Consider the following 19,092-nt stretch of genomic DNA (forward strand, 5'->3'; position numbering starts at 1 on the left):
GAGTGAAGATATTGAAAAGAAACTGATTATTGAATTTTGTGAGTATGCCTTACGTCCTGAATTTGGCCCATTTATCCACCTCAAAGTTTTTATACTAACGTTTCGACAAGTATCTCAATGAAGCGAGTCGAGGCAATGCGCGAGCAGATACTCAGGGGCCCCGTTGTAAAAACACTTATCCTGTTAGCCTACCCTCTAATCATAAACCAGCTCGTGCAGGTCCTTTACAACCTGACCGATACCTTCTGGCTCGGAAAGCTCGGCAGGGAGGAGCTGGCCGCGCCGGGAACGGCCTGGCCCCTCGTCTGGTTCTTCATGGCGATGGGAATGGGGTTCGCTACAGCAGGTTTCGCCTTCGTGAGTCAGTACGTCGGCGCTGGAAACTACGAGAAGGCCAACCGTTCCGCCGGGGCGCTCTACTCCCTTATGATGCTCTTCGCCATCGGTGTTGGGATATTCGGCGTGGTCTCTGCCCCTTACCTCCTGAGGTTCATGGGGGTAAGTGACACAATTTACCCCTACGCCCTCTCTTACACGCGCGTCATCTTCGCGGGAATTCCCTTCTCTTTTACCCTCTTCGCCTTCAACTTCCTTCTGAGGGCAATAGGCGACACCAGAACGCCGGTTAAGATAAACATAGCGACGGTACTGCTCAACCTCGTCCTCGACCCCTTCTTCATCTTCGGCTGGGGGCCGTTTCCCAGGCTTGGTGTCGTCGGAGCGGCCGTCGCGACCATGCTCTCCAACAGCCTCGGCTCCATCGTCGGCGGCTACCTCCTCTTCACCGGAAAGGTGGGCGTTCACCTAACCCTTAAGAACCTCAAGCCAGACCCCTACTTCTACTCCCGCATCTTCCGCGTTGGACTGCCTTCGAGCGTTGGAACCTCAACGACTGCTTTAGGCTTTGTAATCCTTACGAGAATCATCTTCACAATCGGAGAGCTCTACGGGCAGGCTCACGGAATAGAGAACTTTCAGGATGTGGCCTTCGCGACCTATTCAATAACCAACAGGCTGACCAACTTCATGTTTGCGTTCTCCGACGGGGTAAGCATGGCCATGGGAACAATGGTGGGACAGGCCATCGGGGCGAAGCTCTACGAGAGGGCCAAGGAGATAGCGGAGAAGGCGATGGCAATCAACTTCACAATCCTCGGCGTTGGAACGCTCCTCTTTGCCCTCTTCCGCGTCCAGATTTTCAGCTTCTTCATCAACGACCCGGCTATAATAGCGGAGAGCGCCAAGGTCGTGAAGTACTTCTCCGCCTCGCTCCCGTTCTTTGGAATATTCTCCGCCGTTAACAACGTCTTCCAGAGCTCGGGTCACACGAAGAAGAGCATGCTCCTCAGCATGTTCCGCCTCTGGGGGCTGAGGCTTCCCCTCAGCTACGGCCTCGGTGTCCTGACAAGAGACACCACCGGGCTGTGGCTCGGAATGGGGCTGAGCAACGTCCTCGGCGCGCTGGTAGCGCTCGCGTGGTTCCTCCGCGGCAGCTGGATGAGGGCTATAATCGAGGAGTAGCTTTAAATAGTAGCCCTTCGATGGCGGTCTGATAGGCCATGAAGCTCCAAGAAATGCGCGAGGAGATAATCAACGGGCCGATAGAGAGAACGCTCCTCAAGTTAGCCGGGCCCCTCATAGTAAACAACCTCGTCCAGGTCGTTTACAACATAACCGACACCTTCTGGCTCGGAAAGCTCGGCAGGGAAGCCCTCTCCGCGCCGGGCGTCACGTGGCCGATTATAGGAACGCTCATGGCCCTCGGAATGGGGTTCGCAACCGCTGGCTTTGCCTTCGTTGGTCAGTACATAGGCGCGGGGGAGTTCAAAAAAGCCGGCCGTTCGGCAGGAGCGCTTTACTCACTCATGCTCTTCTTCTCGGTTACAACGGCCATGGTGAGCGTCCTAATCCTGCCCTACGCGCTCCGCTTCATGAAGGTAACGCCAACGCTCTACCCCTACGCCAAGACCTACGCGACAATAGTCTTCCTCGGCGTTCCCTTCGCGTTCACGTACATGGCCTTTTCCGCCCTGATGAGGGCATCAGGAGACACGAAAACACCCATGAAAATAACGCTCCTCACGGTTTTCCTCAACATAGTCCTCGACCCCTTCTTCATCTTCGGCTGGGGGCCCTTTCCTAGGCTTGGGGTTGCCGGAGCAGCACTGGCAACGGTCATAGCCAACGCCACCGGCGCAATAATCGGATTTTACCTCATGTTCTCGGGGAAGGTTGCGCTGAAGCTCAGCCTTTCCAATCTTCGTCCCGACTTTGAGTTCTACGGAAAGCTCTTCCGCGTCGGTCTCCCGTCGAGCGTCGGTCAGTCGGCGAACAGCTTCGGCTTCGTCGTTCTCACGAGGATTATAATGGGCTTCGGCGACGTCACGTACGCGGCCTACGTCATAACCACCCGCCTCGTCAACTTCCTGACAAGCATCTCACGCGGTATAAGCATGGCGATGGGAACGATGATAGCCCAGAACGTCGGCGCTGGAAAGTTCGAGAGGGCAAAGAGGATAGCGGAAAGAACGATGCTCGTCAACTTCACGATAGCGAGTTTAGCGGTTCTAATCATCGGAATCTTCCGCGTTCCAATATTCAAGGTCTTCCTCGACGACCCGAAGGTTATAGCCGAGAGCAAAATCGTCCTGGAGTACTTCCTAATCTCGGTGCCGTTCTTCAACGGAATCTTCATCGTCGTCAACAGAACCTTCAGCTCCGCGGGTCACACGAAAAAGAGCATGCTCCTCGGCATAATCCGCCTCTGGGGCCTCAGGATTCCGCTGAGCTACGCTTTCGGCTACGTCGGTGCGATAACGCTCCTCGGACTTACGATTCCGCTGGCGAAGCTCTTCGACTTTACAAGCAGGGGAGTTTTCTTCGGCATGGGGCTGAGCAACTTCATCGGGGCGTTGATAGCCCTCGTCTGGTTCCTCCGCGGTAGCTGGATGAAGGCAATAATCGAAAAAGAGGCAAAGGGAGAATCCAAGATGACCAAAGGTTATCAAGCAGAAGGCTAATAAAGGCTTGTCCCGAGTGCCGGACGGTGAGAGCATGAAGGCCGAAAGGTGGGAGGGCGTTTACTCCTTCGAGGACAGTCCATTTTTGATGGAGATTCTGACGGAACTGAGGGACGAGAGAACAGGGCCAATAGCCTTCAGGAAGGGCCTCGTCAAGCTCGGCCGCTACATGGCCTACGAGCTGACGAAGACGATGGAAACCGAGAGGGTTCCCGTCAAAACCCCGCTGGAGGAAACCGAGGGCGTAATCGTCAGGGACAGGCGCAACGTGGTCATAATAACCGTTCTCCGCGCGGCGATTCCTCTGATGGAGGGCCTCATCAAGGTGCTCGACCACGCGCGCGTCGGCATCGTATCGGCATCGCGCGGAAAGGCTCCAAAGTTCGAGATTGAGATGAACTACGTCAAGATTCCAGAGATAAGGCCCGAGGATACTGTTATAGTCGCCGACCCGATGATAGCGACCGGCTCGACGCTGATTAAGGTCCTCGACGAGGTCAAGCGCTACGGGAAGCCGAAACGCCTGATTGTCGTTGGAGTGCTGGCGGCTCCTGAAGGAATAGAGAGGATAAAAAGTAGGCACCCTGAGGTCGAGGTGTTCGTTGCCAAGGTCGACAGGGAACTGAACGACAAGGGCTACATTCTTCCCGGCCTCGGCGACGCTGGCGACAGGGCCTTTGGAGCCCCGGTCAAGCTTCAGTAAAGCTTCCCGCCTTCTTCCCTCAGCTTCTCTTTCTCCTTTTCGAGCTTCTTCTTATCCTCAAAGAGCTTGGCCCAGTAGTGGTAACCTATCCGTCCGAAGAGAGTCGTCGCGGTGTTCATGAATCTCCCAGTGTAGGCCCCGATTAGTGAAGCGACGACGAGAAGGCCAACGAAGAAGCCCGCTTCGTCCCAGCTGTACCTGCCGAGCATGTGGAGACTGTAACCAAGGGCCCCCAGGATAAAGGCGAAAACACCCCCAACGAGAACGACGAGCAGAACCTTGTACCCATATCGCTCCATGAATAGGGCGAAGTCCATTTTCCCCACCAATTAAATTTTGGGGAGAACGTTTTTACGTCTTTCGGTTGGGTCAGCCAGTGCCAGTCTCTTCATCCGGTAGCAATCCGACCGGTAAACGCTCGTCATCCCCCTGCTCTATTCTCCAGTGCCTTTTTAAACCCTGTGGAGAACAAGCCTCGGCCGATGACGAGCGTTAGCCACGCTGACGGTGATGAGAAGAGGGTTAGCCGAGGCCACTTCTCGATACAAACCCCAGAAACTCCCTCAGAAACTCCATTCCGGCTTTGTTATTCACCGCCTCTGGATGGAGTGATAGGAAGAAAGTCCCGTTTATGTTAGCGTAGGCGCTCTCGGCGCTGGTTAGCTCGTAGGGGAGAAGGAACGAGGGCATGTACCATGTGTATTCCCTGTTGTAAATCGGCTCAACGGTACCGTTCGGAAAGTAGATGAAGTCCTCGCCGATGACCGTTACATTGTGCCAGAGCAGAACAGATAGGGCATCCCTGGAGAGCGAGTAGCGCGGGGCGATGAAGTATTTCGGTGTGACGTTGAGATACGACAGGGCCTTGAGCCCGAGCTCAAGCTTTCTCTCGGCCGTACTCACGTTGCAACTGAATTCGTCGCCGATGTGGGTGTAGCCGTGGAGCTCGATGTGGTAACCTTTGCGCCTGAGCTCCTCAAGGAACTCCATGAACTCCCTATACTTCCAGATGGGCATCTCGCCCCCGTGGTCCGGAATCACGAAGAGATAAGTCTTGTTCTGGAGACCGTACTCATCGATAACGGCCGTTATCTGCCGTAGCTGTGGAAGGTAACCGGGGCTGACGTCGTGAACGAGTATTGCAAAGCGCCCGAATACGGGAACGTATGCGGGTCGGGAAAGTGAGCTCGAGGATAGCAGAACCAGAGCGACAACGATGAGCGTTATGGCGTTCCTTAATGACTTCATCAAAGAAAGGGGGGAAGAATGCGTAAAAACCTTTCTAAAGGTGCTTTGAGAGGAAGTTCCTCACCCTGGCCTTCCACTCCTCCGGGTGGAACTTCAGCGTCCTGACGTGCGGTGCATCCGTGACCCACAGCTCAACGTCCGGGTTTACATTTTTGTTCCGTTCGTAGAACTCCCTCACTTCCTCGGGCCTTACGAGGGGGTCGTTTTCGCCGGCGATGAGGAGGAGCGGCTTTCTAACTTTATCCGCGTACTCGAGCATATTGAGCTCTTTGGCCCCGCTGAAGAGAACGGTAAACGGCTTGACGAAGGTGTAGAGCCACTCCGGGAGGTTTGCGAAGTACTTCAGGCCCCTCGCGCCGGTCTTGTCGAGGTAAATCGGGGGCGAGTCCGCGACACCGCAGGTGATTCCCTCGTCCTCGGCGAGGGCCCTTATGGTAACGACCGCACCCATTGAGAAGCCGATGAGGCCTATCTTCTCGGCCTTCTCCGGGTGGTTCTTCTTCAGCCAGTCCACGGCGGAGAGGACGTCAATCAGCTCCCTGTCGCCGACCGTGGTGAACTTCCCCTCGCTCTTTCCGTGGGCGCGGAAGTCAAAGACGAGGACGCTGTAGCCCTCTTTGAGCAGGAACTCGATGGTCTGCTTCATGTAAACCTCGTCCCACCTGCTCCTCGTGTAGCCGTGAAGGGGCATTACGACGGGGCCCTCGTTGGGAACCCACCAGGCACTGAGCTTCAGCCCATCTCTCGTCTCGATTGTCACGTCCTCGTAATCGTAGCCGAGGTCCTTTGGTGTCCAGTCTCCGATGAAGCGCGGAGGCTTTACCATCTTGTAAGCAACAAACGCCGAAAATGCCAGGAACGCCACGATGAGAAGCGTGATGATTGCCAGTATCATACGCCATCACCCATCTGACTCATATCCTCAATGCCTCCATCTTGTAGCCCAATCGGAAAAAATTGAAAGAAGCGGTATTTAACCCTTCTCGGCCTCCAGGTTCTTCATGAACCAAATCATGGGCATCGCGAGGAGCACCAAGACGGCACCAAGCGGGAAGAGCACCCTGTAGTTCTCGCCGGCGAGCTGGACAATGGCCCCTCCAAGGACGCCCGCAAGGAGAACTGGCAGCGAGCGCGTGGCCTCGAAGAAGCCGTAGTACCGACCGGTGAAGGCTTCCCTCTCGAACTTAGTCAGAAGGTCACCGATTACCGGATACGATGAGGCCATGAGGATTCCCCAGCCGATTCCCGCTATTCCGAGGGCTATCGTTATCTCGGTCTTCGTGCTTATGAACCAGCCCCAGAGCTGGGGGAGTGCGAAGATAACGCCACCGAGGACTATGCTGAGCCTCCTGCCGAGCTTGTCGTAGAGTATTCCTCCCGGGAGGGCACCGAGGAGGACGGTGACGTTGAAGAGGGCCATGAGGTAGAGGCCGAGGGAGGTTACGGCCTTGATGTTTTCCTCCGTCGCCGAGCCGTAGAGGATGAACGCGAGTATTCCATAGAGGAAAATCGCTATGAACTCGAAGCTCATCCACCAGAGGGTTTGAGCGGCGTAGAACTTGAGGAAGTCCCGGTTTTCAACAATACTCTTCAGGTAGTCCGCGAGGCTCTCGTTCTCCTCGATTTCAGGCGCTTTGGGCTCCCTGACGACGAAGTACACGAAGAGCGCCGCGCCGATTAGGAAAAGGGCGGTGATGAGGAATGGTATCTTGAGGTAGGGCGTCTGGGCGAGGGCCTTTATTCCCTCGTTTTCTCCAGTCATTGAGACGGCCTTGGCGATGAGGTAGCCGGCCAGGCCGAAGAGGAATAGGTTGCCTGCCCACTCTAGGAGCGTTATGACGCCGCTCGCGGTTCCCCTGTGGCCGCTCTCGACTGTGTCAGGCATGAGGGCGCGGTACTGGGCAGTGTAGATGTGCATCGAGAGGTAGAAGAAGCCGAGGGTCATGGCGAATCCCCACAGCGGAACGCCCATCGAGTAGGCGGTGTAAATCATGAGCACGGCGATTCCAGAGAGGATTCCACCGACCATGATAAACGGCCTTCTCCGCCCGTGCCTTGAGCGCAGGGTATCGCTGTAATAACCGAGCAGAACCGGGATGAAGAGGCCGATAAAGCCCTCAACGGCCAGGATAGTACCCTTGATGAATGCCGACTCGGTATAACTTGAAAGCAACGGGAAAGAGAGCCCCTTGTTGAGGGACCAGCCCACGCTCCTGCTGAAGCCGAGCAGGGCCAAACCGAGCACAACACTCCAGCTGAACTTCTTCTCCACAGAGACCACCTCCGTCAATCCATATCCGGAACGTAGTCCAGTGCATCTCCCCGCGTGCGGACTACATCACCGCGTTTAACGAACTGCACTGTCACCAGCGCCAAGATGAAGAACACCATGGCGAAGGGCAGGAGCGTCTCATAGCCGATAATGTCGAGGAACGCTCCGGCAAGAGGAGGTGCGAGGAGATTAGCGGCCTGGCTGAAGAAGTAGTAGAGACCCGTGTAACCTCCAAGCTTCTCCTCGGTCGTCATGTCAACTACCATCGGCAACGAGTTGACGTTGACCATCGCCCAACCGATTCCCCCGAGGAAGAACAGCCCCATGAAGGTCATTATAACCGGGTCAGAGAGGCTCGGGCTTGAGGGCCTCGACGTCTGTCCCACGAAGAAAGCCCCCAGCATTATTGCAACAACCATGAGGAGGCCGAGCGTTATTGTTCTCCTCCTCCCGAGCCTTGCCCCGATAAAGCCAGCTGGAATTGCAAAGAGCATAAAGCTTAAACTGAAGACGCCGAGCATAAACGCTCCGGTGCTCTCAATTTTCCTTGTCAGCTCGGTTTCCGGCGCACCCACTGGGATTCCATAGAGATGGTATTTGACGTAGCTCGTGAAGAACGTCTCAAGGGAGTTGAAGGCCACGAACCAGAAGAACACCGCGAGGAGAATGGCCAGAAGGCTCCTCTCGTGGCTGGCAAAGACGTCCTTGAGATTCTCCTTAAGCTCGCCGAAGCTCTTGTGGGACGTTTCTGCCAGCAGCTTCCTTAGACTAATCTTCTCGCCGGAAACGCGGAACTCTTCCGGCTCAGGGACGGCAAGAACAACGAGGAGGTTCGCCAGGAGCATTATTGCAGCACCGAAGTAGAAGGGGTAGGCGTAGTTCATGTCGTAGAGAACCTTGCCGCCGAAGTACGCCAGAAGCGCTCCAAGACCTCCCATGAAGTTGATTATTCCGTTGGCCTGGCTTCTCTTCTCGCTCGGAGTTATATCGGGCATGAAAGCAACGACCGGCGAGCGGAAGAGGGCCATGAAGAAGTTCATGAAGATTATCGTGCCCATGAAGAGCGCGAGGTTGCCGTGCTCTCTAGCTATTGGAATCAGCGCGAACATCAACGCCGCCGAAGGGGCGCCGAGGAGAATGTAGGGCTTGCGCCTGCCGAGCTTCGTCCGGGTCATGTCGCTGAGCGCGCCGAGGAACGGGAGCAGTAGAACCGCGAAGAGGTTGTCTATGGTCATGATGAAGCCCGTAACCGTTTTGCTCATGTGAAACGTGTCCTGGAGGAAAATCGGTATGTAAGCGTTGTAAAGGGCCCAGATTATGCTGATACCAAAGAAACCGAAGCCAAGGATGAATATCCTGCTGTATTTAAACTCCATGCCATCCACCCTCCAGTCGTGCATCTATATAGACTATAGTGTTATGGAAGAGGCTTTTAAGGCTTGTGAGTTCATTTTTGAGCGGTAGTAAAGATGACACCTTCGAACAATGAGCTCCAATTCATCCTCGGGCACAGAGGATTCAGGGGACACCTAGAAAACACACTACCGGCTTTCAAAAGGGCGTTAAGATACGCCGATGGAATAGAGTTCGACGTCAGGCTGACGGGAGACGGAAGACTCGTGGTGCTTCACGACGGGGAGTTCAGTGCAGACGGGAGAAACTACAGGGTGGAAACGGTAACATACAGGGAACTCCTACGCCTTCACCCGCTCGGAAAACTCGTTCCAACCCTCAACCGGGTTCTGGAGCTCTCACCAAAAGTCATGAACGCAGACGTTAAGGACCCGAACGCGCTCTCGCTTCTGATTGGAGAGCTTGAACGGAAAAACTTTCTGGAGAGGACTGTCATATCAACGGACGACCTGAGTATCGCGATGAGCGCCATTAAGGAGTGTCCCGATTGCAGAGTGGGATTTTCAATAACCTGCGCCCTAAACCTGGGGCTAAGTCTAAGACAACTTAGGGGCATTTATTCAATCCATGTCCCCCTTGACCTCGCCCGGTACGTGGGAATGCGCGGTCTGCTGACACTTCTCAGATTATACCGCAGAAAAGGCCTCCAGGTTTGGCTCTGGAACTACAGGATGAACGAGCTCTCCCTCATCCCAACGCTATCCCACATCGTCAACGCGGTCATCTCCGATGACCCCGCGAGGCTGAAAAGGTTTTTATCGTTAAAGTTCAACCGGGGCAACACCGGAGGCGGTTAAAATGTGGGAAAGCGACAGGGTTATCGTTCTCGGCCATAGGGGCTGCATGGGGAAACTGCCCGAGAACAGCCTGCTGGCCTTTAAGAAGGCCGTTGAAGCCGGAGCAGACGGCGTTGAGCTCGACGTTTGGCTGACCAAGGATGGAAAGGTAGTGGTCATGCACGACGAGACCATAGACAGGACGAGCGACATGAGCGGAAGGCAGAAGGACATGACGCTTGAGGAGCTCAAGAAGGCCGACATAGGGCTTGGCGAGAGGATTCCAACGCTGGAGGAGGTTTTTGAAGCCCTTCCCGATGATGCCCTCATCAACGTTGAGCTCAAGGACAGGGACGCAGTTGAAGAGGTCGCCAGGATTGTGAAAGAAAACAACCCGGAGAGAGTTTTGATTTCGTCCTTCGACGTTGAAGCCCTTAGAGGCTACCGCAGGTTCGACAGAGAAACCAGAATGGGACTTTTGATTGAGAGTGAGGACGTCCTGCCAATGGTTCCAAAGCTCAAGGAAGAGCTCAACCTCTGGTCGGTTAACGTCCCCATCGAGGCAATACCGGTTCTCGGTTTTGAAAAGACGGTTCAAGCCCTTGGCTGGGCCCGCTCCCTCGGGCTCAAGGTCGTCCTCTGGACCGAAAACGACGAGCTGTTCTACAAGGACGACAACCTGCTGAAGCTCAAAGGGCTCTTCGAGGTCGTGATAGCGAACGACGTCGAGAGGATGCTCTCCTACCTCAAGAACGCTGGACTCAGGTAAACTTTTTAAGGTTTTTCATTTTACTTTCCCCGGTGGGGTAAGTGGAGAGGGCCGTTTACCTGCTCATCATAATCGTTGCACTTCTCTCGGTTTCCCTTACAGTCCCATCCCACACGTACTCACCACCTTACGCGGGCTTCTTCGGGAGCACCATCAATACCTATGAGAAACCACCAAGATGGGTCGGCTACGTTGAGTGCACCGCGGACACGAGTTCCTACTACAGCTACGTAGTGAACTGGACGCTAAGATATCCGCACGACTACGGCGTCTCCGAACCCGGGGTGTTCAAAACAACGATTCTTGTGAGGAACTGGAGCAGATTTTTTGAGGAGATGCCCTCGGGGTGCCACGTCCTCGGACGGAACTCACTCGATTACGATGACAAGCTTTATAGGGCGTCGGAGAGGCTCAAGAACCTAACAGCCGGCACGCCAGACTACGAAAAGCTCGAACCGTTCTTTGGCTTTGCGAGTTCTCCGGAAACGCCCGTCAATGTGACGCAGGTTAAGATTACTGTCTTTTCCACAGGCATGATGAAGCCAGTGAAGCTACCGTTCGTGATAACCTGGCTGGGGGTTCTAATTGTTGGTATCGCGGGAGCCCTCGTGAGCTACAGGCGGAGCAAATCCCTTCTCGCGGTCTTCCTTATCACGGTCATTCTGAGCGCCATCTTCTTCGAGGAGTACATTCAAATGGAAAGAAAAATCTCCGGAACGGCGGAGGCGTTTAACGAGCTACTGACCCTGAACTCCACCAGCGGATGGTGCACCGAGATAGGTGGTGCTCAAGGGGATTTCAGCTCCCGCGATGATGTCACCTGGTTTCTCAAAACAGTAGAGGAGAACAACGCAACTGTTAGTTCGGTCAGATGGGAGGACACGGTTCTGAGAATCCACGTTAAGGTGAATAGTAGCAATTACATGAGAATCATTGGGGCATTTAAAGAAAGGGGCTGGGAGACATCGGTGATTGACTCCGAATACCTCAATGCCCTCCTGGAAGAGAGACACGGGACACGGGAGATAAATGAGACATTAACGACGCTTGAAAAATATCTGCCGTATCTAACCCCTGACGAGAGGAAAGCCGTCGAGGATTATATGGCCAACCTAAACGAGACACTTCACCAAGATAGAGACCAGAAGAACTTATGCATAGCAGTTTTTGCCACTAACCCCGAGGCGATAATCCCAGACTACGGGGGCCACTCCGATTTCCTGGCCAAATTTGCCCTCGTTGCCGTGTTTGTGGGGCTCGCGCTGGGGAGGCGCCGGGGCGATGAAACGCGATAAAACCATCTTCATTTGCATCGTTGCCCTTCTGTTCATGGTGCTCGCGACAACCATTCCACCGGAGAGGTACTCCGGCCCGGGCGACCGTTTCATTCCCACCAATGGGAAGTTCAACAAAATCCTTCACTCATTCAACGCTACGAGCCTCTGGAACTGCACCCCCAAGGCGTCAATGGTCGTCGAGTGCAGGGTTTATACCGAGGGTGAGCTCAACGGGACGTTATCATTTTTCGAGAGCCTCCCCCACGACAGCATCGTTCTATATGCGGGAGAAGGGGGTTCATTTAACGTCATTCTGACGGAGGAAAAAGGGTTCAAAGAAAAACTTCCAAAAACATGCAAGCCTATTAACCAAAAGGCCACGGCAATAACGGTAAGCCAAACCGAAAGGAAAAAGCTAATGGAGAAGCTCCGGGCGCTTGGGGAGCTGGAGACTGTTATAAAGAATCCGGCAGAAAAGGCGATTGTTCAAGAAAGAATAATTGAGCTCGAATACGCACTCGGCATAAGGGGAAGAGAGAACGTGTGCAATATTACCTCCGTGGACGTAAACATCCTGTATCCTCCCAAGAAGAGCAACGTACCATTGATGGTCGCCCTCTGGATGGATGCGGGTCTCGCAGGACTCATCGGCATCGTCTTAGTGAGAAGAGGACGGCTGAGAAGGGTTGATTACATACCGTTCGTGGTTTTCTTAACCCTCTCCCTGTTCTTTTTAGGAGTATACACCCACTACACCTTCAAGGAAAGGAGCGAAGAAAGGGGAATCAAAGAACTAACGGCACTGAACAAAACCAACGCAACGATAAGTCCTTCCCCGTATTTCCTAGCCGTTTATGGGGCTCTTGAATGGGAAAGCGATGCGGAGAAATTTGAAACCCTTGTAAAGAGGTTCAACTTAAGCGTTCGGGTTGAGATTGTCGGAGAATCTATACTCGCGGAGGGAACGCTCCCCCTAAATGACCTTGAAGCGTTTAAGGAAACTACCCGTACTGTAGGATTCTACGTTGGAACCTGGCTCAATGACACGGAGAATTATGACGAGCAAATACGGAAGCTCGAAAGGGTTAACCGGATAATCATGGTCCATTTAGCGGATATATCCCCGGAAAGCAGAGAGGTACTGTCCGAAATTATTGAAGAGAACAGAAAGGCCGTCCAAATACTAAGGGCGGGAAAGAATCTTGTGTTCATTCAAATACTGGTGGACTCCTCCCACTCCCCAAGCCCGAGTGATTACCATCATATCTCCAAAGTACTCTCGTCGCTCGGTGCTCTCGTGGGGGTTTCATACCTTGTTGCATCGGAAGATAAACGAAACCGTTAATACCTCCAGTGCAGAGGTTCAACCTCGGTGGTCGTATGGAGCGCTACGTCCTATCACTGGATGAGGGAACTACCTCAGCCAGGGCGATAATCTTCGACAGGGAGAGCAATATCATAGGCCTCGGACAGTACGAGTTCCCCCAGCACTATCCCAAGCCCGGCTGGGTAGAGCACAACCCAGAGGAAATCTGGGACGCGCAGTTCAGGGCCATCAAAACCGCCCTTGAGAGGGCGAAGGTGGAGCCGGGCCAGATAGCGGCAATCGGTGTTACAAATCAGAGAGAAACTACGATAGTCTTTGACCGCGACGGAAAACCGCTCTACAACGCGATAGTCTGGCAGTGCAGGAGAACGGCCGAGATGGTCGAGGAGATAAAGCGCGAATACGGGGACGTGATAAAGGAGAAGACCGGCCTCGTCCCCGATGCTTACTTCTCCGCGAGCAAGCTCAAGTGGCTCCTCGACAACGTTCCAGGTCTAAGGGAGAGGGCGGAGAAGGGCGAAGTCCTCTTCGGAACCGTTGACACGTTCCTAATCTACCGCCTCACTGGCGAGCACGTAACCGATTACTCCAACGCCTCAAGGACGATGCTCTTCAACATAAAGAGGCTCGACTGGGACGACGAGCTGCTCGAAATCTTCGGGATTCCGGAGGAGGTCCTGCCCGAGGTGCGGGAGTCGAGCGAGGTCTACGGCTATACCAAGAGGGAACTCCTTGGGGCAGAGATTCCGGTGAGCGGCGACGCCGGTGACCAGCAGGCGGCTCTGTTCGGGCAGGCCGGCTTTGAGACCGGAATGGTGAAGGCCACCTACGGAACGGGAAGCTTTATCCTCGCCAACACGGGAAAGACTGTCCGCTACTCAAACAACCTGCTCACGACAATAGCATGGGGACTCAACGGAAAAGTCAGCTACGCCCTCGAGGGGAGCGTCTTCATAACCGGTGCCGCCGTCCAGTGGCTCCGCGACGGAATAAAGATTATCAAGCACGCCTCTGAAACGGAAGAACTTGCAAGGAAGCTCGAGAGCAACGAAGGGGTGTATTTCGTCCCGGCTTTCGTCGGCCTTGGAGCACCGTACTGGGACCAGTTTGCGAGGGGGCTGATAATCGGCATAACGCGCGGAACCGGCAGAGAGCACCTCGCGAGGGCAACTCTGGAGGCGATAGCCTACTTGACGCGCGACGTCATAGAGGAGATGGAGAAGCTTGTCGGAATAAAGGAGCTACGCGTTGACGGCGGGGCAACGGCGAACGACTTCCTGATGCAGTTCCAGGCGGACATACTGAACAGACGCGTTGTCAGGCCAGTCGTCAAGGAAACCACCGCGCTCGGCGCTGCCTATCTAGCGGGACTGGCCGTCGATTACTGGGAGAGCCTTGAGGAGATAGAGAACCTCTGGAAGGCGGAGAAGGTGTTCGAGCCGGGGATGGACGAGGAAACGAGGAGAAAGCTCTACCACGGCTGGAAGGAGGCGGTAAAGAGGGCCATGGGTTGGGCGAAGGTCGTTGGGGTCTGACGAAAGGGTTATTACTGTTTCCTCCAATTATTTTCAGGTGGTAGCATGGAGACCGTCGAGGCCGTCTACGAGAACGGTGTTCTAAAACCCCTAAAACGTGTGAATCTCAAGGAAGGTGAGAAAGTAACCGTTGTCATAAAGCGGGACGTCCTGAAGCTTGCGGGAAGTGTTAAGAGAGCTGTTAGCGTTGAGGAGCTGGAGGAGGCTTATCATGAGTACGTTCTCCACAGGGGAAAGGGTCTTCCTTGATACCTCTTTCATCTTGAACTTCCTTTTCGGAGACGAGAGGGCAGTGATTGCGCTTGAAAAAATGATTGACGAAGGAACAAGGTTCTACATCAACCCAACAGTCATTGGTGAGGTCTGGTTTCAGCTCATGGCTAACGAGTACGTGAAAAAGCATGGAAGGTACTCAACCTACGGCATAAGAGAAAAAGTCGGAGAAATTAAAGAAGCCATCAACGTGGCCGATGAGTTCTTTAGTGCACTTCCCGAGCTTGAGGTGTTGAGATAACGGAGAGAACCGTGGAAATTGCACGGAGACTAATTGAGGAACACAACCTGCTTCCCAACGACGCTATGATTCTCGCCTCATGTATTCAGTACGGGATTAAGAGGATTGCCACCTTTGACTCTGATTTTAAGAAGGTTCCAAACATTGAGACCCTGCCATGATGAATGAACATCTCCGTCCATTCAAACCCTGTCCTGCCCTGTCCTTTTTTCTAATGCCCCAAAGAGTTCTTTCCTCGCCTTTTCGCCAAACTAAAGGTTAAGGAAAGCTTTAAAACATCCAAAACCCTTTCTCAAGTTAAATCGAGGTGAAGGTTATGAAGACGAAGGTGGCCATAATAGGGGCAGGAATTAGCGGGGCGAGCATAGCGAGGGTTCTCAGCAGGTACGAGAACCTCGAAGTCCACCTGATAGAAAAAGCTCCTGATGTTGGCTGGGGGGTGAGCAAGGCCAACACGGCTCTGATTCACGGTGGCTACGACGACGACCCCGAGAAGTATCCGACGAGGGCCAGGCTGTGCATAAGGGGAAACAGGCTCTGGCACCAGTGGGTCAAGGAGCTTGAGATTCCGCACGTCTGGAACGGGGCCCTGATAGTCGCGACGAAGGATGAGGACTTCGACGAGCTCGAGAGGCTTTTGGAGCGCGGGAGGAAGAACGGCGTTCCGGAGATGAGGCTCGTTGATAAGGAAGAGCTCTTCCACCTTGAACCCAACCTCACGAGGGAAGCGATTGGAGCTTTATGGGTTCCAATAGTGGGCCAGATTGGGCCGATTCCGGCCGTTATCGCGATAACCGAGAACGCCGTTGCTAACGGCGTGAAGACGCACCTCGAGACGGAGGTCACTGGAATAAAGGTCGAGAACGGTGAGGTCAGGGGCGTTGAGACGAAGGACGGCTTCATCGAGGCGGACATCGTTATCAATGCAGCGGGTCTTTACGCGGACAAAATAGCGAGAATGGCAGGCATAGACTACTTCGAAATCCACCCGAGGAAAGGTGAGTACTGGATTTTTGACGACGACGTTCCCGGGCCGAAGCGCGTCCTCTTCCCGACGCCGACGCCGATAAGCAAGGGAATAGTTGTAACCACCGAGATTTCCGGCCATCTGATGATAGGGCCGAACGCCCAGGACTTACCGCCGGAGGAGAAAGAAAACCTCGCCACGACCAAGGAAGGTCTTGAGCAGGTCTGGGAAGGGGCCAAGAAGCTCTGGCCGCAGCTGCCCCCGAGGAGCAAGGTAATCAGGACCTTTGCAGGTCTAAGGCCCGAGCCGACGGGAGGGGACTTCATAATCAAGGCGGAGGAAGAGGTCTGGGGCTTCATCAACGTCGCTGGAATACGCTCACCTGGCCTGACGAGCGCCCCGGCGATAGCCTACGAGGTTGCCGAGATAATCGAGCGCGACCTTGGAATCGAGCTGAAGGAAAAGGAGAAGTGGAACCCCTACAGGAAGGAAATCAGCCACTTCTTCATGATGACGCCCGAGCAGGTGAACGAAGCCGTAAAGAAGAATCCATCCTATGGAAAGATAGTCTGCAGGTGCAACAACGTCAGCGAGGGCGACATCCTTGAGGCCATAGAGAGAATGAAGTTCATAGGCGTTAAAACGCCGAGCGTTGATTCCGTCAAGTTCAGGACCAAAGCCACAACGGGAACCTGCCAGGGAAGCTTCTGCAGGCCGAAGATAGTCCAGCTTTTGGCGAAGGAATACGGAGTAGAGCCGTGGGAGGTCACGCTGAAGGGTAAGGGAAGCGAGATTGGAATAGGAGACGTCAAGGTTCTCCTCAGGGGGGATGCCTGATGTTCCCGAGGATTCCGATGCTGAGCTACGACGTCGTTGTGGTCGGTGGCGGTCCGGCTGGAATGGCGGCCGCGATTAGGGCCAAAGAACTCGGACTGAAGGTTTTGCTCCTCGACGAGAACGACTACCTTGGAGGAATACTCCCTCAGTGCATTCACCCCGGCTTCGGCCTGCACTACTACAAAGAAGAGCTGACAGGGCCCGAGTTTGCGGCAAGGCTTGCGAAGAGGCTGGTCGAGCTTGGGGTGGAGTACAGAACAGCGGCGAGGGTTCTTGAGATTAAAAACTACTCAGACCTCGAGAAGGTCGTAATCTTCACCTCACCGAGCGGGGCTTATCAGGCCTGGGCGAAGGCAGTAATATACGCCGCGGGAGCGAGGGAGAGGCACGCCTTCGAGATTGGAATCGTCGGCGACAGGGTTTCGGGAATCTACACGGCAGGAGAGGCCCAGACGCTGATGGACATCTACGGGATAATGCCCGGTAAGGAGATAGTCATCGTGGGTTCCGGCGACGTTGGCTTGATAATGGCGCGTCGCTTTGCTCTTGAAGGCGCGAAGGTTAAGGCCGTTGTCGAGCTGATGCCCTACCCCGGAGGACTGGCCAGAAACATCATGATTCTCAGGGACTTCAACATACCCCTCTACCTCAGCCACAAGGTCGTGGAAGTCCGCGGAAAGGGCCGCGTTGAGAGGGTAAAGGTTGTCAGGGTTGATGAGAACCTCAACGAAATCCCCGGGAGCGAGTTCTGGATTGAGGCGGATACGTTGATAATATCGGCCGGCCTCGTCCCAAGCGTTAAAAAATTGAAGAAGATAGGCGTTGAGATTGACCCCTCAACTGGCGGGCCGGTCGTGAACGACAGGCTGGAAACCAGCGTCCCGGGGATATTCGTCGCCGGGAACTCACTCCTAATAAACGACCTCGTTGACTACGTCGCGGAGCAAGGCGAGTTAGCGGCTGAAGGAGCCAAGGAGTTCATCGAGAACGGGGGAATCGAGAGCAGAAAGTGGGTTAAGGTTGAGAAGGGCGAAAACGTCCGCCTGATTGTTCCCCACTACCTCAGTGGCGACAGGGACGTCTACCTCTACCTGCGCGTGTCTAAGCCGATGGAGGACGTCGAGCTCAGAATTCCGGAGATAGGCAAGAGAATGAAGCTCCCAGTGGTCAAGCCTGCCGAGATGCTGAGGATAAAGCTCAGAGCTGAGGAAATCAGGAAGGCCGAGAAGCTCACCGTGGAGGTGGTGAAGGCATGATTTACCGCTTCACATGCATCGTCTGCCCCCTCGGCTGTTCAATCGAGGTCGAGATGGAGGACGGAAAGGTCAAGGAAGTTCGCGGTTGCACTTGTCCGCGCGGTGAGGAGTGGGCCGTTCAGGAGGTCACAAATCCAAAGAGGGTCGTGATGAGCGTCGTACCGGTTGAAGGAGGGGCCCTGCCCACGGTGAGCGTCAAGACGGCCGAGCCGGTGCCTAAGGAGAAGATACCGGAGCTCATGAAGTTTCTGGCGAAGCTCAGGCTCAAAGCGCCGGTGAAGGTCGGAGAAACGGTTGCGGAGTGGGAGGGAATAAAAATAGTGGCGACGAGGGGAGCTTAGTCCCAGAGTCCATCAAAACGTGGGGCGTTTTCCACCCCTTTCGGCTTTTCTATTACCACGGGCTCGTTAATCTTGTTGAGGGCCTCGCTGTCATGAACTATCACGTGCACTGGAATCGTGTCGTTGGTGAGTGGATGGGGGATATTGAGGGTGAGGTCAAAGTAAGTCTCGATGTAGTATGGAGTGCCATCCTTCTTGAGCTTCACGAGAACCCATCCCGCGTGGGTCTCGACGGTGCCGTTTATCTGGAAGAGCCTGTCCAAGGCATAAGTTCTTCCCGTGGCGTTGGCGAACTGCTCGAAAGTAACGTTGAGTTTGAACTGATAACCGCTGTCAACGGGCATTATGCTCACGTTGGTCGAGTTGAGGATTGCCCGTATCGCGTCGAGGTTGTAAGAGCCGGCGCCGGTTTCCTGGTTATCGGTGGCGTTGTACCACTTGCCGTCAACTTTTAGGTAGGTGTCGTTGCCTTCAATATAAACGGGCCAGTTGAACGTCATGTTAAGACCACTATAGTAAACCCAACCGGTGTAGTTGCCGAGGGCCCTTTTCTTCACGCGGTCCATCATAGCGTTTATCCTGAAGTGCATGGTCATGTTGATGGTGGTATTGTCGTCAGGTATCGTGAAGTCCATGGCCATCGTGAAGTTCTCATCATAATGGGCCGTTTTTATGTTCTTTATGGCATTGATGACCTTCTCCTCGGTTAGGCCGGTGCTTTTACCAACACATCCAGCGGCGAGGACAACAATCGCAACGAGGAACAGCGAGAGGGCAACCTTCCTCATCACTACTACCTCCACTCGTTTTCAGATGGGAAAGGAGAATCGAGTTTAA

At 54.4% G+C, this 19,092-nt stretch carries 20 protein-coding genes; 14 read left to right on the plus strand and 6 right to left on the minus strand.

Annotated elements, in window-relative coordinates; genetic code table 11:
• The first annotated feature begins 117 nt into the window (after positions 1-117).
• From E3E30_RS05585 to upp, 3 genes are read left to right on the plus strand one after another with little or no spacing between them, the layout of a single operon-like run.
• A complete protein-coding gene (locus tag E3E30_RS05585; RefSeq protein WP_240922539.1) occupies positions 118-1,521 on the plus strand; it encodes an MATE family efflux transporter in 1,404 nt (467 codons plus the stop codon).
• Between the two features lie 38 nt (positions 1,522-1,559).
• Entirely contained in the window at positions 1,560-3,020 is a 1,461-nt protein-coding gene (locus E3E30_RS05590; protein WP_240922541.1) for an MATE family efflux transporter, read from the plus strand.
• Positions 3,021-3,054: 34 nt separating this feature from the next.
• Positions 3,055-3,723 (plus strand): uracil phosphoribosyltransferase, encoded by a 669-nt coding sequence (upp, locus tag E3E30_RS05595; RefSeq protein ID WP_167728690.1) that lies wholly within the window; start codon positions 3,055-3,057, stop codon positions 3,721-3,723.
• On the opposite strand, the gene E3E30_RS05600 is transcribed toward upp, so the two are convergent.
• From E3E30_RS05600 to E3E30_RS05620, 5 genes are all read right to left on the minus strand, one after another.
• Positions 3,717-4,040 carry a hypothetical protein gene (locus tag E3E30_RS05600; protein ID WP_240922619.1) on the minus strand — a complete coding sequence of 108 codons (324 nt, stop codon included), beginning with the start codon at positions 4,038-4,040 and terminating at the stop codon, positions 3,717-3,719. The genes upp and E3E30_RS05600 overlap by 7 nt on opposite strands.
• Before the next feature lie 205 nt (positions 4,041-4,245).
• Positions 4,246-4,971 (minus strand): DUF2334 domain-containing protein, encoded by a 726-nt coding sequence (locus E3E30_RS05605; RefSeq protein WP_167728692.1) that lies wholly within the window; start codon positions 4,969-4,971, stop codon positions 4,246-4,248.
• A 34-nt stretch (positions 4,972-5,005) separates the two neighbouring features.
• On the minus strand, positions 5,006-5,866 hold the full coding sequence (locus E3E30_RS05610; protein ID WP_167728693.1) for an alpha/beta fold hydrolase: 861 nt from the start codon (positions 5,864-5,866) through the stop codon (positions 5,006-5,008).
• A 78-nt stretch (positions 5,867-5,944) separates the two neighbouring features.
• Complete coding sequence (locus tag E3E30_RS05615) at positions 5,945-7,243, minus strand: MFS transporter (RefSeq protein ID WP_167728694.1); 1,299 nt, start codon at positions 7,241-7,243, stop codon at positions 5,945-5,947.
• A 14-nt stretch (positions 7,244-7,257) separates the two neighbouring features.
• On the minus strand, positions 7,258-8,619 hold the full coding sequence (locus E3E30_RS05620) for an SLC45 family MFS transporter (protein ID WP_167728996.1): 1,362 nt from the start codon (positions 8,617-8,619) through the stop codon (positions 7,258-7,260).
• A 93-nt stretch (positions 8,620-8,712) separates the two neighbouring features.
• Between E3E30_RS05620 and E3E30_RS05625 the strand changes: the two genes are divergently transcribed.
• The 11 genes from E3E30_RS05625 to E3E30_RS05675 all read left to right on the plus strand — a co-directional run bounded on the left by E3E30_RS05625 (position 8,713) and on the right by E3E30_RS05675 (position 18,255).
• Positions 8,713-9,453: a glycerophosphodiester phosphodiesterase family protein gene (locus E3E30_RS05625; RefSeq protein ID WP_042688774.1), complete on the plus strand. Its 741-nt coding sequence runs from the start codon at positions 8,713-8,715 to the stop codon at positions 9,451-9,453.
• 1 nt (position 9,454) lies between these two features.
• Positions 9,455-10,201 carry a glycerophosphodiester phosphodiesterase family protein gene (locus E3E30_RS05630; RefSeq protein ID WP_167728695.1) on the plus strand — a complete coding sequence of 249 codons (747 nt, stop codon included), beginning with the start codon at positions 9,455-9,457 and terminating at the stop codon, positions 10,199-10,201.
• Between the two features lie 41 nt (positions 10,202-10,242).
• Positions 10,243-11,496: a hypothetical protein gene (locus E3E30_RS05635; protein WP_167728696.1), complete on the plus strand. Its 1,254-nt coding sequence runs from the start codon at positions 10,243-10,245 to the stop codon at positions 11,494-11,496.
• A complete protein-coding gene (locus E3E30_RS05640; RefSeq protein ID WP_167728697.1) occupies positions 11,483-12,823 on the plus strand; it encodes a hypothetical protein in 1,341 nt (446 codons plus the stop codon). The genes E3E30_RS05635 and E3E30_RS05640 overlap by 14 nt, the downstream gene beginning before the upstream one ends.
• A gap of 35 nt (positions 12,824-12,858) precedes the next feature.
• Entirely contained in the window at positions 12,859-14,340 is a 1,482-nt protein-coding gene (gene glpK / locus E3E30_RS05645; protein WP_167728698.1) for a glycerol kinase GlpK, read from the plus strand.
• A 45-nt stretch (positions 14,341-14,385) separates the two neighbouring features.
• Entirely contained in the window at positions 14,386-14,589 is a 204-nt protein-coding gene (locus tag E3E30_RS05650) for an antitoxin family protein (protein WP_014122534.1), read from the plus strand.
• Complete coding sequence (locus tag E3E30_RS11370) at positions 14,528-14,854, plus strand: PIN domain-containing protein (RefSeq protein ID WP_167728699.1); 327 nt, start codon at positions 14,528-14,530, stop codon at positions 14,852-14,854. The genes E3E30_RS05650 and E3E30_RS11370 overlap by 62 nt, the downstream gene beginning before the upstream one ends.
• Before the next feature lie 11 nt (positions 14,855-14,865).
• Positions 14,866-15,015 carry a PIN domain-containing protein gene (locus E3E30_RS11415; protein WP_167728700.1) on the plus strand — a complete coding sequence of 50 codons (150 nt, stop codon included), beginning with the start codon at positions 14,866-14,868 and terminating at the stop codon, positions 15,013-15,015.
• A 155-nt stretch (positions 15,016-15,170) separates the two neighbouring features.
• Positions 15,171-16,658, plus strand: a complete 1,488-nt coding sequence (locus E3E30_RS05665; RefSeq protein ID WP_167728701.1) for an NAD(P)/FAD-dependent oxidoreductase — start codon at positions 15,171-15,173, stop codon at positions 16,656-16,658.
• Entirely contained in the window at positions 16,658-17,914 is a 1,257-nt protein-coding gene (locus E3E30_RS05670) for an FAD-dependent oxidoreductase (protein ID WP_167728702.1), read from the plus strand. The genes E3E30_RS05665 and E3E30_RS05670 overlap by 1 nt, the downstream gene beginning before the upstream one ends.
• On the plus strand, positions 17,911-18,255 hold the full coding sequence (locus tag E3E30_RS05675) for a DUF1667 domain-containing protein (RefSeq protein WP_167728703.1): 345 nt from the start codon (positions 17,911-17,913) through the stop codon (positions 18,253-18,255). The genes E3E30_RS05670 and E3E30_RS05675 overlap by 4 nt, the downstream gene beginning before the upstream one ends.
• Here the strand turns inward: E3E30_RS05675 and E3E30_RS05680 are convergent.
• Complete coding sequence (locus E3E30_RS05680) at positions 18,252-19,043, minus strand: hypothetical protein (protein WP_167728704.1); 792 nt, start codon at positions 19,041-19,043, stop codon at positions 18,252-18,254. The genes E3E30_RS05675 and E3E30_RS05680 overlap by 4 nt on opposite strands.
• Between the last annotated feature and the right edge of the window lie 49 nt (positions 19,044-19,092).

It is taken from the genome of Thermococcus sp. 9N3 (genome assembly GCF_012027685.1).
GTDB classification, from domain to species: Archaea; Methanobacteriota_B; Thermococci; order Thermococcales; family Thermococcaceae; genus Thermococcus; species Thermococcus nautili.